Raw genomic sequence first — 14,829 nt, 5'->3', positions numbered from 1 at the left:
CCGTTACCCACTTCGCTGTGGTATCACATTCCCATTACAACCAGGGAAAGACACCTTTATGCGCAAAATTGTAAAGGAGTTAGGTTATATATTTGGTGCCTTGGGTGTGGTGGATTTACATGGTGCAAAGAATTTTGTCAATGGATTGCCTCATTCTGAAATAACTATCGCTGAAGCATTAAAATTGCATAACTATGCCACCTGTGCCATTGGAAAATGGCATTTAGGTGATTTTGTTGTAGATGACTACTATCATCCACATAATTATGGCTTTGACAAATTTGTGGGATTTAATGCAAGTAATGATGACTGGCCAGTTTCATTTTTTAAAGATAAAAAAATGATAATAAAAGATATTGGCCTTGAACAACAAAAGTATACAGGGCTATTTACACAAGAAGCTTTGCAATTTATAAATGAAAATAAGAATAAACCTTTCTTTCTTTATTTAGCACACAAAGACCCACATCAGCCATGCTTCCCTTCAAAAAAGTTTGAAGGAACAACAAAAGCTGGCCCTCATGGTGATACTATTGCAGAAGTTGATTGGAGTGTGGGACAGATACTGCAATGTCTTAAAAAGAATAATATTGATAAAAACACGCTGGTAATATTTACCAGTGATAACGGGCCGTGGTTTGATGGAAGTACAGGTGGATTACGAGGCAAAAAAGGTGAAAGTTATGAAGGTGGTTTCAGGGTACCAATGATAGCCCGGTGGCCTGGTGTAATCAAAGAGAGGGCAGTGTGTGAACTACCAGCAATGAATATTGATTTTTTTCCTACAATATGTAACATAGTAGGGTTAACATTACCAAAGGATCGGATTATAGATGGAAATAATTTGATGCCGCTTTTAACAGGCAAAGCAACACAATCACCTCATGATGCATTATATTTTTTTCATTATAGGGAAATTGAAGCCATACGTTCAGGAAAGTGGAAATATATACGGTATAGTAATACACGAGGATGGCCTGTGCCACTGGATAAACCCGATACATTTTTTGGTTCTGCTGCTGGTGGTCATGATTATACCCCACCTGATTCAGATCAAAAAGTACCTACACTTGCATCATGGCCAATTCTCTATGACATGCAGTATGATAAAAGTGAAAGTTACAATGTTATCAAATGTCATCCAGATATTGCACAAAAAATGCGGGAGAAGCTAGTTGCTTTTGAAAAGGAATTCTATGCAAACATACGAGGCTGGAAGTAGGAAAAGATTTTGTATGAACATTCTATCTTTTTTAGTAAAACCCGTATCATACCATTGCAATTTATCATGCACCTATTGTTTTTATAAGCGAGTGCACACACTGTATCCAGGTACTATGCAGGTTATGCCAATTGATGTTGCTAGGCAATTACTTGAAGGGGCCATAAATAGTGGTGCCTCATATATTTCATTTTGCTGGCAGGGTGGTGAACCAACATTGGCCGGACTTGATTTTTTTAAGGAGATAGTTTCTGTACAAAATCGATTAAAAAAAAACTATCAGGTGATAGAAAATTCAATCCAAACAAATGGTATTCTTCTCAATGATGAGTGGTGTCAATTTTTATCCCGTAACAATTTTTTGGTTGGCATTAGTTTGGATGGGCCAGAGGCAATCCATAATGTCTATCGCAGGGATTATGCAGACAACGGCACTTTTGAAAAAGTTATGAAGGCGATAGCTCTCATGAATGAACATGCCGTACAGTATAATATTCTTACACTGGTAACCGATGCAAATGTACAGAAAGCAAAAGAGCTGTATTCATTCTTTCGCCAAAATAATTTTAGCTATCTTCAGTTTATACCGTGTGTTGAATATGGTGAAAATGGCGCATTACCGTATAGCATTAATGGAGATGATCTTGGTAATTTCTACTGTGATCTTTTTGATGAATGGTATCAAGATGGTTTCCCATTTGTTCAGATACGTCTATTTCAGGATCTTCTCATGTATTCAATTAATGGAATAAAAACATCGTGTTGCTGGCTGGATAAATGCAATTCATATATCGTTGTGGAGCATAATGGAGACTGTTATCCATGCGATTTCTTTGTATATCCGCAATGGCATTTGGGCAATATTATGAGCTATCGCCTATATGATATATGGAATGATCCTGTACGGGATTCATTCAGTAAAATGAAATCCATTACATTTCAGGAGTGTGAAGATTGTTCCATATATGATTTTTGTAGGGGAGATTGTACGCGTTATAGATTAACCAATAATAATACTATGCATCCTAGTATTTTATGCAACGCATGGAAAAAGCTTTTTGCACATTATACTATACATAAGAAGGAGTTAACGCAACGAATATATAATTTGCAGATGTCAGTATCGAATGGTTCATTTTTCAAAACACAGAGAAATGACATATGCCCTTGTGGTTCGGGAATAAAATTCAAAAAGTGCTGTGGAAGGGGGCATTTAGCAATATGAAAATTTTTGAAAAATATCAAAAATGAGTATGATTGATAGCATATATTATTATAAATAAAAATAAACGACTATAAAAGCCAATAAAACTATTTTTTCAACATTTATTTTTTCAGCCTACGGTGACGAAAAGTCGAGCAGGGAGTAGTGTCTCCTGACTTTGCTCTTTGAAAACACCTATTGGGGTATGTGGTTTGATATATGCACTCCAGGCTTGGCCTTTTGGTAGTTCTGGTCTTGTATGAGCCCAGATACAAGCCTGGAACAAGGCAGCTATTATGCTGCCAAAACATATACGCTGCACTTTCTGCCCGGTGTGGTGTATACAATGGCAGGGAAGCCAAAACTAATGTGCAAAGGAGTGTAAAATGATTATCAACCACAACATGAGCGCTGTAAATGCTAACAGAACGCTTAAGTTCACACAGTGGAGTGTGAACAAAAGTATGGAGAAGCTGTCGTCTGGTGAAAGAATAAACAGAGCAGGCGATGATGCTTCTGGATTGGCAGTGTCGGAAAAGATGCGTACCCAGATACAGGGTTTGCGTCAGGCAGAACGAAATACCGAAGACGGTATGTCGTTTGTACAGACTGCAGAAGGGTACTTGGCGCAGACTGCCCAGATAATCCAGAGAATCAGGGTTCTGGCGGTTCAGGCTGCAAACGGTATCTACACCAATGCAGATCGTCAGCTTATACAGGTTGAAGTATCTGCTCTGGTTGATGAAGTGGACCGTATAGCATCACAGGCAGAATTCAACCGGTTCAAGATATTGACTGGTGAATTCTCCAAGATCAATCCAAAGTCTAGCATGTGGTTCCATATGGGTCCTAATGCCAATCAGCGCGTGAGGGTTTTCATTGGAACCATGACAGCCCAGGCTTTCAAGATGAAAGATGCTACGGGTAAGATTGCTATCACACTGACATCACCAGGTGGTGCAAATGCAACTATAGGTGTAATGGATGCTGCTTTGCAGAAGCTTTCCAAGCAGCGTGCTGACTTGGGTGCCTATTACAATAGGCTTGAGCATACTGCAAAAGGGCTTATGACCGCCTATGAAAACGTTCAGGCATCAGAATCTCGTATTCGTGATACTGATATGGCTGAAGAAATGGTGGAATTTACCAAGAACACAGTCCTTGTGCAGTCGGGCACTGCGATGTTAGCACAGGCTAATTTACAACCCCAATCGGTGTTGCGTTTACTTGTATAACGCAGGGGACACGTTAAACGGTTCTTTGAAAACTCATGTGATGATTCTCACTCTCCCTGGACGATTATCCCGGGGCTGTCCTTTTTATTCGGCTGCTTGATCTGGCGGCCGGTGATGAAGGGAGGGCGTCACCGGCTGCCGGAATTATGGCAGCTGATGAGGTCTGGATGATGGGCAGTCCGGGCAACATTGGGGAGTACACCCCTGACCCAAAAAGGGTCCGGTATGTTCATGATGAACATACCGAAAAACCAGAGATATCTCAAAAGAAATACTGGGATATCCTGCTAACGTTCAAGGGAGGGAGAGTTTATGAGAATCAATCACAACTTAAGCGCTATATTCGCTAACAGGCAGCTTAAGATCGTCTCATCGCGAATGGATAAGTCCATTGAGCGATTGGCATCCGGCCAGCAGATTAACAGGGCTGGTGATGATGCTTCAGGGCTTGCTGTGTCCGAAAAAATGAGGACGCAGATTAATGGTTTGTTCCAGGCTGAACGAAATGCCGAAAACGGGCTTTCGTTTATTCAGGTTGCTGAAGGGTCACTCCAGCAGATCAATGATATTCTGCAAAGAATCCGGATGCTATCGGTACAGGCTGCAAATGGGATTTATTCCAATGCCGACCGTGCGCAGATTCAGGTTGAGGTTTCGCAGCTTATTGATGAAATCGACAGGATTTCAACATCAGCTGAATTCAACCGCATGAAGATGCTCACCGGTGTATATGCGCGCAATTCGCGAGTGGGAAGCATATTCTTTCATATTGGACCAAACCAGGGACAAAGGATTAGAGCCTTCATTGCTACAATGAGTGCCAAGGCTTTAAACCTGTACGATGGTAACCGGAAACGGTCAATTTCCACTGTTGGACAGGCAAATGCCATGATAGGGTATATCGATGCAGCATTAGATAAGCTGAATCGACAAAGGGCAGACCTTGGTGGCTACTACAACAGAATGGAAAATACCATCCATGCTCTGGCGATGTCCTATGAGAATATGTTAGCTGCTGATTCCCGTATACGGGATGCGGATATGGCTGCTGAAATGGTTGAGTTTACAAAGGACCAGATCCTCGTCCAGAGTGGTGTTGCGATGCTGGCTCAGGCTAATTTCAAGCCACAGTTGGTATTGCATTTATTGGGATGAGGGAAATCCGGCTACCGCAGTGCCGGCCGGAATTTGCCCTCTCTTCAGAGTTTACGAGGAGGGGGCAACAATTTTTTTAATTTTTTACAGGGAAGTTTTTTACAGTATACAAGGAGGTGACTTGTATGGATATTAGCAAAGTTTCAGGGAACATGCCGCTCACTGCTTTTAAGGTGAAACAGCCTGAAGCAAAAGTAGAAGAGAGGAAATACGAAGAGCCGCGATTTTCTAGGGAAAATTTATATGATGCAGTAGAAATGCTGAATGCAGCAGCAAAAACAGCAAACAACCGTATAGCCTTTTCGGTAGATGAAAAAACCGACAGAATAGTGATGCGTGTACTGGATGCCAATAACAACGAGGTTATTCGGGAAATACCACCAAAAGAGGTAATCAGGCTGGCTGCTCAGATCAGGGAAATGATAGGCATGTTTATTGATGAGTCACGATAATTTTATGGTAATATGTCGCTTGAGTGATTGCTAAATTTTGCCGATAATGTATTGAAATAGTATGGATACATTGCTATCTTTACTATTATCTTACATGAAGGGATACATGTATGCCAGTCACTTTAGGCGGCGTTGCATCAGGGATGGATACCGACCAGATAATTCAAAAACTGGTAGAGGTGGAAGCACGCCCCATTGTCCAATGGCAGGAGGAAAAAGATAGATACTCTCTCCGTAAAGAAGCTTTGCGCCAGCTGCAAACCAAACTCAATACCTTAAACAATGCAATAAAAGATCTATATGGATTCAGGTCACCATTTAAAGAAAAAGGTGTACAGATTTCCGATCCTGGTGTGTTGCAGGCACAGGCATCACGGTATGCAGAAAATGGTACGCATACATTAGAAGTATTGAATTTGGCTTCCTCTCACAAAATATCCAGTGACCAGATTAAAGAAGATGAGATGTTGCCTTCGGGGACTTTTAGCATCGAAGTTGATGGAAATTCATATACAATTAAATTTCGTGGAGGCAATATTAAATCGTTAAGTGATAGGATTAATGAAGTTGCGTCAAGTGTAGTTTCGGCAACGACAATAAAAACTATCGACGATAAAAGTATTTTAACAATTGAATCCAAAGTACCGGGTAAAAAAGGTGAGTTGAAAATACGGGGTGATGAAGAATATTTAAAAAAGATTGGACTGGTAAAAGGAGAAAAGGGTGCGGGAAGAGAATCACAACGCATAATATTTGATACTAAATATTTTACTGGATATACTGGTGAAAAACCGGTAGAAGATGAAGATGGCACCCTGACAGTTGATAAAGATGGTAAGTCATTAACTATTGATGCTAAATTATGGCGTGAATATATTTTGCCGGTTGAGTATAAAGCTGTAAAGCAATCAATCCTTGAAGTTAGTGTATCGTATTCAAAGGAAAAATCAGAGGAAGAAGTTATACCTTATAAAATAGAAATAGGACCGGATGAAACCACAGTAATCAAAGGTATTGAATTAAAGGGGTATAATGTTTCCCGAGAACGGCCACTTGAAAAGAAGCCAAAAAAAGAGGTCGAAGATGTTATAGGTGTTGGGGTAGTTTCAGTAGAGGATGGAAAACGGATAGAAAAGATATACAAACTTGACCCTGCACGGCAGGGTAAGCAGGAATTGCCAGTAGGCCAAGACTTTGCAGATAAAAAAATAACAAAAATTTTATTTTATTGTAATGATGGCAAAGCTACTTTTCAGGATGCTGCGCTGATTACTGAGTTGAAGGGGGAAGGGATACTTGATCCTAAAAATGTCATAGCTCAGGCAAGTGATGCAAAATTCAAGCTGGATGGGGTGGAGATAGTAAGGCCAAAAAATACTGGTATTGACGATGTATTAAAGGGCGTTACTCTTAATTTGCTTGGTACTTCTACCAAACCAGTAACAATTACAATCCGTCAAAACACTGAAACGGCAGTTGAAAAGATAAAGAAGTTTGTTGAAGCTTATAATGACTACCTTGCATTTAATAATGAACTGACAAAGGCAGTAAAAAGTGACAAGGTTGGTGACTATCAAAAAGATAAAAATAAAAATGGTATTTTTATAGGTGATATGACTCTTATGCGGCTTCAAAATTCATTAAAAACTGCAATTAGCTCTGCATATCCTTCAAATGCTCAAAATCCTATTAAAATGCTGTACCAGATTGGCGTATCAACAGGCGAAATTAATGCAAAGTGGGAAACAATCAGGGAAGGCAAGCTTATCATTGATGAAGCAAAACTTGTTGAGGTATTGTCGGAAAATCCTGAAGGCGTACAGGAATTTTTTGGTTCGGACAATGACGGCGATAACCGCATTGACAATGGACTTGCTTTTAAAATGGAAACCGTTCTTGATCCCTATGTCAGTGCGGGTAAAAATATTATTGTGGCAAAAATGGACCTTGAGGATGCTTCAATTAAAGCAACTGATGAGCGGATAGAACGGAAACAGGAGCATCTCAAGGCGTATGAGCAAAAATTGAGGCAAAAATTTGCTTCAATGGAAAAAGCAATATCAGGCTCTAAATCTCAGGGCAGCTGGCTTGATATGCAGATGAAAAATTTACAAAAGCAAACTGAAAAATAAATGTTGGTATAAGAGGTATGCAATGCAACTTTTAATTAATGACCACCCTGTTGATTTTGCAATAGAACAAGAGTGCACTGTAAAGGATGTGATGAGTTCGGTGTATAATTGGGCATCCGAACGAAAGCTCATATTTTCTGGAGCAATCGTTGATGGAGTACTGTATCAACCTGACACTGCACCTGAAACGCCAATACACGAAATTAAAAATATCAATTGCTATGTGCAGTCTGTTGGTGATGTTGTCATTGATTCAATCAAAGAAGGAATAGCATATTGCAATAGGGCACAGCAGTATTTAAAAGGCAAAAGCCTTTCCCAATTAACTGATAGTGAATTTACTCAATTGCACCATGGCATTGAATGGATTGTTTCTGTATTGCAGTCAGTATTACACATGTTAGGCTTAGAAAGAGAAGATGTTCGTTTTAAAGATATGACTGTACAACAATATATTGAATCAATACAATTACTTCAACAGACAATTGCAAATGACAAATCAAGCGTTGAAATTAATAAAATTAATGAATTGTTTCATGATGTCACAACGTTATTCAGAGTCCTTCTTTGCAGTGATGCGCTAAAACACCTCATTGTACAGAGTGTTGATTCCCCGGATGTTCTTTTTAAGACTTTGCTTGATATAAAAACAATGGTACCAAAACAGGTGGATAATCTGGAAGCGATAGCCAGCCTGTATCAAAAGGGTAAAGATAATGAAGCACTGGAGATCATACACACGCTTATTGATTTTCTCTATCTATATATGCGAACCTGTTATCAGATATCACCAGTATTTGGTATCAATCTAGCGGAAGTTATGCATAATAATCAATCGCTTGAGGAACACAATATACGATTGCAGGATATGTTATCTGAGATAGTTGAAATCATGGAAAACAATGATATTGTCAGCCTTTCAGACATACTTGAATATGAGTTGAAACCATTAATTGGAGAATTAGACAATTATCTTAATATAATTCTGCAGCAGATAAAATCGTAGATTCCCCATTATACTTGACAGAAAAAATGATTATTGTTTTACAATCTTGTTCTACAAATGGTATGCAGTTATCCAAACTGATTAAAGTAGCATTTGTTTCAATCGTGTTGAGTAAACCAAAGAATCTTGTAATTAGCAAAGATTTACTACTATGCTATTTTAAGGGAGATTCAACTTGAACAATAAAAAACTGTGGGGTGGTAGGTTTTCAGAAACAACCTCTAAAGTAACTGAGCAAATATCTGCGTCATTGCATTTTGATATGCGATTGTATAAACAAGATATTGAAGGCTCAATTGCTCATGCCAGGATGTTGTGTAAACAGGGAATACTTTCACAAAATGACTGTGATGATATTATTAAAGGTTTAAAGATTATTGAAAAAGAAATTGAGGAAGGCTTGTTCCCTTTTGACGAAAAGCTTGAAGATATTCATATGAATATTGAATCACGATTAACTCAGCTTGTTGGGGATGCAGGAAAGCGCTTACACACGGCACGTTCACGTAATGATCAGGTTGTAACAGATGTGCGATTATATCTAAAAAAGGAGATAAAAGAAATACAGCAATATTGTGTTACACTTGTGAAGTCGCTCTTAAACAAAGCCGAAGAGAATATGCAAATAATTATGCCTGGATATACGCATATGCAAATTGCCCAGCCAGTGCGTTTTAGCCATCATCTATTAGTGTATGCATGGGCATATCTGCGCGACTTGAAGCGTCTGCACAATGCGTTTGATGCTGCTGATGTTCTACCTTTAGGAAGCGGAGCACTGGCAGGTGTTAACTATGACACTGATAGACACTATCTAGCAAAAGAGCTACAATTTGGAGCTATCGCACATAATTCAATGGATGCGGTGAGCGACAGGGACTTCATTGCAGATTTTCTGTATTTTGCAGCAATGATAGGAATGCACTCTTCACGGCTTGCTGAAGATTTAATTATGTGGTCAACTGCTGAGTTTAACTTTATAAGACTGTCTGATTCAGTAACTACAGGTTCGTCTATTATGCCTCAGAAGCGCAACCCTGATGTTGCTGAACTTATACGCGGGAAGACTGGCAGGTTGTATGGAAATCTTTTTGCCCTCTTCACTATATTAAAAGGATTGCCAATGACCTATAACCGTGATTTACAGGAAGACAAAGAGCCACTGTTTGATTCAGTAGATACAGTAAAGCTTGTTATAAAAGGAATGGATGAAATGATTAAACACATGACAGTCAACGGTGAGATAACAAAAAAAGCAGTATACAAGAATTATTCCACCGCTACCGATGTAGCTGATTATCTTGTAATGCGGGGAATCCCTTTCAGGCAGGCACATGAGATTGTTGGTACAATTGTGAAACATTGTGAACAAAATAAAAAAGACTTTTTTGCTTTAACACTTGATGAATTAAAAACATTTTCAGACAAATTTGATCGTGATATTTATGAATATCTTGATCCACAAAAATCAACTGAAAGAAAAAAATCGTATGGAAGCACTTCAATTGAAAATATTGAAAATCAGATTAAGCTATTAAAAGAAAAACTAAATGAATACTGTCATTGATACTATTACCGGTCTTGATGTATTACATCCTATTACTGTGTTTGTTAGAATTTTATGTGCGATAATAGCAGGGTTTTGTATTGGATTTGAGCGCGAGCGTCATTATCAACCTGCAGGCCTTCGCACACACATGGTATTGTCTTTGGGTGCATGTATAATAATGATTTTGTCATATTTCATTCCGTATGTATATTCACCTCATTCAGGAGATCCTGCACGGCTTTCGGCACAGGTTATCAGCGGTATTGGCTTTCTTGGTGCAGGTGCAATTTTTAAATATGGGTTTAACATAAAAGGCCTTACCACTGCTGCAACAATCTGGACAACTTCAGGCATAGGTATGGTATTTGGTGCAGGGTTTTATTTTTTAGGTGCGATAGCTACCGTGTTTTTGGTGGTAATATTACAGGTGTTTGAAAAAATTGAATTGTGGCTGGTTGAACAGAAAAAAGTAAGAATATTGCAGATTACATATTATTCGGATGCTATTGCAGCAAAACAGATTTTGACAGCAATAAAGACACATACCGGTGAAATAGACATCAGGCAGGTATCAATTACTGAAGATGTGGAAAATCACACTTCGGATCTGGTTGTTCATTGCCGTATGGATGAAGATTTTAGTATACGCTTACTGTTTGAAGAACTTAAGCAGTTGGGACATATCAAAAAAATAAAGATAGATTAAATATATTAATTTAATACCTACTTGCGTCAAACTCAGGGTAAAAGCTTTATGGACTATTTATTGTGATGTTTTTGGATTACTAAAACCTTAGCTAATTCCATATCTTGGTTTGTGGTTATTTTTATATTTGAGTAAAAGTCGCCTATTATTGCTTTAACTGTATATCCTGCCATTACCACCAATGATACATCGTCAGTTGCATCACGAATGTTATTATCACGTGCCTTTTTATGTGCATCAGAAATTATTGAATAGCGGAAACATTGTGGTGTTTGTGCTGCATACAGTGTTTGCCGGGGCAAAACTTGTGCAACGGTTGAATCAGCAATGTGTGCAATTGTCTCTTTTACGGGAACATATATTCCGCATGCACTGTTTTGCTTTGCTCCTTCAATACACTGTTTGATCATAGTTGAAGTTATAAAAGGGCGGGCTGCATCGTGAATTAACACAATGTCATTAGCTGAAAAGTCATAGGCATTCAATGCATTGTAACACGATTCTTGACGGGTTGCGCCCCCATTTGCTATGATTATTTTGTTGTTGGGAAAATAGATGTTTACAATTTCTTGAAGCTTTTGTTTGTAGTCAGGATGAATTGCTATTATAATGATATCTATTAATTTTGAAGTAATAAAAGTTTCAACAGACCACGCAATGATAGGTTTGGTGCCAAGCTGCAAGAATTGTTTTGGGACAGAAGATCCCATTCTCTGTCCCACACCACCTGCTACTATGATGGCACAATGTTTCACAATTAATCCCAGAGTTTCTTTGCTAATTCGGCAACACGTTTTCCTAACAATGCTGCATTTTTCTTTGTCTTCTCATCAGGAGAGCCAATGCAGGATACACCATAATGACCAGTAGCCTCCATAGGGTCACCAACAATAACCATCCCATAAATAAGCATAGCCTGTATTATTGAAAGGAGAGTTGTTTCCTTGCCACCTGAAGGGTCACTGGAAGTAGCAAATGCAGCGCCTACTTTATTTTCCATTTTTCTGCGTATAATAACATAATCATCAAACAGGCGTTTTAATTCAGCTGCCATTGTTCCAAAATACACAGGTGAACCGGCAATTATGCCATGTGAGTTCAAAAAATCATCTTTGGTTACTTCTGCTGTTGAGCGCAGAATACATTGCGCGCCCTCAACTTGCTTAACACCTTCAGCAATAGCTTTGGCAAGTTCTTGGGTATTCCCCGAGCGTGAGTAGTATAAAATCAATATCTGAACCATGGCATACCTCTTCTCAATACATAAAATGTAGGATAGCTACTGTTAATTGAATCAATCATTAAAATAAAATGAAAGTGCAATTTTGTCAATAGTTGCCATAATTTTTTTGCGATAGTTACTGTAAATTAGACTTGTCATGAAATTAAAGTGATGGTCTTCTTGTATTTAGAAAATATCAATGTGCTTAGAGACAATGTATGGAACGTACAGTATGCTTTGGGTGATAATTGCATATAAATCAATTCAATGATGAGAGTATACTTCTATGAGCTATCTCACAATGCTATCACAACGTGCAAATGAGTTTACTTCATTTATTGTCATGGATGTCATGGCAAAAGCCGAAGAGTTAGAACGTAAGGGCCAACGCGTAATCCATCTTGAAGTTGGCGAGCCCGATTTTATAACGCCACAGGTTATTGAAGAAGCTGCCATAGAAGCACTAAAAAAACAAAAGATAAAATATACTCATGCATTGGGATTGCTGGAATTGCGGGAAGCTATTTGCCAGTACTATTATACCGAGTACAATGTTTCACTATCCCCCGATCAAATACTGGTGACAACAGGGACATCTCCGGCACTGCTTTTTGCCATGCTTGCTATACTAAATCCTGGTGAAGATGTTATTGTGTCAAATCCACGATATCCATGTTACCAGAATTTTATCATTGCGGCAGGTGGGAGAGTGAATGAAATAGTAACATATCCAGAAGAAGGTTTTCAGTATAGGCCGGAAGACATAAAGAAAAAAATAACTCCCAGAACAAAAGCTATTATGATAAACTCGCCATGTAATCCCACCGGCATTGTGATGAGTAAAGATGCTCTCCAGACAATGGCGCAATTTGATGCACAATTTATCATTTCGGATGAAATTTATCATGGTCTGGTATATAAAGACAGGGCTCATTCAATTCTGGAGTTTACTGATAGGGCATTTGTTATTAATGGATTTTCCAAGTTGTATGCAATGACAGGGTGGCGCTTGGGCTACTGTATATTTCCAAAAGAATTCACAAAGGTAATGCAACGCATTCATCAAAATTTTATGATATCAGCAAATAACTTTATTCAATGGGCAGGTATTGCAGCATTGAAATATGCAAAGCCAGACGTTGAAAAGATGCGGCAGACCTATGATGCCCGGCGAAAATACATGATACAGCGTCTTACTCAAATGGGTTTTACAATCCATGTGGAACCAACAGGTGCATTCTATGTATTTGCTGATGCCCGTGCGTTCTGCAGCGATTCATATAAAGAAGCATTTAATATTGTTGAAAAAGTTAAAGTTGGTGTAACTCCGGGCATTGATTTTGGCAGTGCTGGTGAGGGATTTCTTAGATTTTCTTATGCAACGTCACTTGAAAATATTGAAGAGGGTTTGAACAGGATAGAAAGTTATTTAAAGGGGAGATAAGCAATTAGTGTTGAAACTGTCTATAAAAATTATGCAAATTTTGTGATAAGTTCACTTATTTCAGCTTTGCGTTCCATGACGTTACGAGCAAGCTTTATAATATTCATGTCGCCAATGACAATTGCGGCAAGAGGCTCTGTATCAGAGTATAAAAATTTTACATATACACTATCAGCTTTATGAACAATGGATCTTGTGCCTTCCTTATTAAAATCGCCTGCTGAGTAAAGGTCAATACCAGTTATTTTTAGCAATACTGAAAGCAATGTGCCTTTGTATTCCTGCATTACTCCAGCCATATTCATTCCTGCCAGCTTACCCTGTTCACGTGCAGCAGGCCATATACCATAACAAATGCCATTGTACTCAGTAGGATCACCAGCGGCAAAAATTGTTGGTTCTGATGTCTGGAGATAGTTATTGATAAGTATTCCACGGTTTACTGCAAGCCCAGCATTTTTTGCAAGTTCTATTTGTGGTTTAATACCCATTGAAAAAATCACAGTGTCTGCGTTAATTTGTGTTCCTGATTTACAGATTACTTTTTGTACGGAGCTATCGCCCACAATTTCTGTAACCGAATCTGACAATACAAACTGCAGGCCCTTTTGTTCCAGAAGATTTTTTAGAATTGAGGCACCCTCATTATCAAGCTGGCGGGGTAGCAAACGGTCAAAAAACTCAATGACAGTAACATGGCATCCACGTTTACATAAGCTGTAAGCTGTTTCAAGTCCTAAAAGACCACCACCAACTACTGCTACTTGTTTATGGTGTGTATTTTCAATATGATGAATGATTGCGTCTGCATCTTCAAGTGTGCGGATACTGAAAACACCTTTAAGTGTAATGCCAGAAATGTTAGGTATGTTAGGCGTTGCACCTGTAGCAATGCATAATGTATCGTATTTAATCTTTGAACCGTTGTGTAATAGTATAAGTTTTGATTTGGTATCTATATCAATAACCTGTGTGTTAAATAGCACTTCGATGTGTTTTTCATCATACATTGCAGGCTTATAGATATACAGATTTTCTGGTTTAATGTCACCAGCTAAATATTCAATGAGGCGTGGGCGATAGTACATGTGATGAACTGACTGCGTAATAATGGTTACTGCAGATGAGCTGTCTTGAGAGCGAATGGCTAACGCTGCTTCAGTACCTGCAACGCCATTGCCAATAATACAGTAATGCATTTTTTCCTCCATTGGAACAATATATATGGGTATGTAATGAAAATGCTGTTCTGTCAATTATAATATTGTAATTGTTGTAAAATTATATGCTCTGACCCCAGCTTACTCTGTGACCTCAGCGCACCCTGCGTGATGTATTTTTATCTCACGCAGAGCGCGCGGAGAACACGGAGATTTTGAAGTTTTGGCTCTGACCCCTAAGGGTGATTTTACAGTTAATGACTGCGGGTCATCCTGAACTTGTTTCAGGATCTTGTAATATATGCTCTGAACCCCAGCTTACTCTGTGACCTCAGCGCACTC

15 protein-coding genes are annotated in these 14,829 nt (G+C 38.7%); 12 read left to right on the top strand and 3 right to left on the bottom strand.

What is annotated here, in order from left to right; genetic code table 11:
- From N3F66_12745 to N3F66_12695, 11 genes are all read left to right on the top strand, one after another.
- A partial coding sequence (locus N3F66_12745; protein MCX8125013.1) for a sulfatase-like hydrolase/transferase occupies positions 1-1,222 on the top strand: 1,222 nt, incomplete at its 5' end.
- A 13-nt stretch (positions 1,223-1,235) separates the two neighbouring features.
- Entirely contained in the window at positions 1,236-2,447 is a 1,212-nt protein-coding gene (locus N3F66_12740; protein ID MCX8125012.1) for an anaerobic sulfatase maturase, read from the top strand.
- A 238-nt stretch (positions 2,448-2,685) separates the two neighbouring features.
- On the top strand, positions 2,686-2,811 hold the full coding sequence (locus N3F66_12735) for a hypothetical protein (GenBank protein ID MCX8125011.1): 126 nt from the start codon (positions 2,686-2,688) through the stop codon (positions 2,809-2,811).
- A gap of 1 nt (position 2,812) precedes the next feature.
- On the top strand, positions 2,813-3,661 hold the full coding sequence (locus tag N3F66_12730) for a flagellin (protein MCX8125010.1): 849 nt from the start codon (positions 2,813-2,815) through the stop codon (positions 3,659-3,661).
- Positions 3,662-3,828: 167 nt separating this feature from the next.
- Entirely contained in the window at positions 3,829-4,011 is a 183-nt protein-coding gene (locus tag N3F66_12725; protein ID MCX8125009.1) for a hypothetical protein, read from the top strand.
- Complete coding sequence (locus N3F66_12720) at positions 3,974-4,816, top strand: flagellin (GenBank protein ID MCX8125008.1); 843 nt, start codon at positions 3,974-3,976, stop codon at positions 4,814-4,816. Before N3F66_12725 ends, N3F66_12720 begins: the two co-directional genes overlap by 38 nt.
- A 125-nt stretch (positions 4,817-4,941) precedes the next feature.
- Positions 4,942-5,268: a flagellar protein FlaG gene (locus tag N3F66_12715; GenBank protein MCX8125007.1), complete on the top strand. Its 327-nt coding sequence runs from the start codon at positions 4,942-4,944 to the stop codon at positions 5,266-5,268.
- Between the two features lie 110 nt (positions 5,269-5,378).
- Positions 5,379-7,400: a flagellar filament capping protein FliD gene (fliD, locus tag N3F66_12710; GenBank protein ID MCX8125006.1), complete on the top strand. Its 2,022-nt coding sequence runs from the start codon at positions 5,379-5,381 to the stop codon at positions 7,398-7,400.
- 22 nt (positions 7,401-7,422) lie between these two features.
- A complete protein-coding gene (locus N3F66_12705; GenBank protein ID MCX8125005.1) occupies positions 7,423-8,406 on the top strand; it encodes a hypothetical protein in 984 nt (327 codons plus the stop codon).
- 175 nt (positions 8,407-8,581) lie between these two features.
- Positions 8,582-9,973: an argininosuccinate lyase gene (gene argH, locus N3F66_12700; GenBank protein ID MCX8125004.1), complete on the top strand. Its 1,392-nt coding sequence runs from the start codon at positions 8,582-8,584 to the stop codon at positions 9,971-9,973.
- Positions 9,957-10,661 carry an MgtC/SapB family protein gene (locus N3F66_12695; protein MCX8125003.1) on the top strand — a complete coding sequence of 235 codons (705 nt, stop codon included), beginning with the start codon at positions 9,957-9,959 and terminating at the stop codon, positions 10,659-10,661. The genes argH and N3F66_12695 overlap by 17 nt, the downstream gene beginning before the upstream one ends.
- A gap of 53 nt (positions 10,662-10,714) precedes the next feature.
- Here N3F66_12695 and ispD read toward each other — a convergent pair whose 3' ends face one another.
- Entirely contained in the window at positions 10,715-11,416 is a 702-nt protein-coding gene (gene ispD / locus N3F66_12690; GenBank protein ID MCX8125002.1) for a 2-C-methyl-D-erythritol 4-phosphate cytidylyltransferase, read from the bottom strand.
- A 2-nt stretch (positions 11,417-11,418) separates the two neighbouring features.
- Positions 11,419-11,904 (bottom strand): NAD(P)H-dependent oxidoreductase, encoded by a 486-nt coding sequence (locus N3F66_12685; protein ID MCX8125001.1) that lies wholly within the window; start codon positions 11,902-11,904, stop codon positions 11,419-11,421.
- A gap of 265 nt (positions 11,905-12,169) precedes the next feature.
- Here N3F66_12685 and N3F66_12680 point away from each other — a divergent pair, with 265 nt between their 5' ends.
- Positions 12,170-13,327 carry a pyridoxal phosphate-dependent aminotransferase gene (locus tag N3F66_12680; protein ID MCX8125000.1) on the top strand — a complete coding sequence of 386 codons (1,158 nt, stop codon included), beginning with the start codon at positions 12,170-12,172 and terminating at the stop codon, positions 13,325-13,327.
- Between the two features lie 29 nt (positions 13,328-13,356).
- Here N3F66_12680 and N3F66_12675 read toward each other — a convergent pair whose 3' ends face one another.
- The gene (locus N3F66_12675) at positions 13,357-14,526 is read right to left on the bottom strand and encodes an FAD-dependent oxidoreductase (GenBank protein MCX8124999.1); all 1,170 of its coding nucleotides are present in this window, start codon (positions 14,524-14,526) and stop codon (positions 13,357-13,359) included.
- Between the last annotated feature and the right edge of the window lie 303 nt (positions 14,527-14,829).

Source organism: Spirochaetota bacterium, from assembly GCA_026414805.1.
Taxonomy (GTDB): Bacteria; Spirochaetota; UBA4802; order UBA4802; family UB4802; genus UBA4802.
Note: the sequence above shows the minus strand (reverse complement) of the source record. Positions and strands in the feature narration are given on the sequence as shown.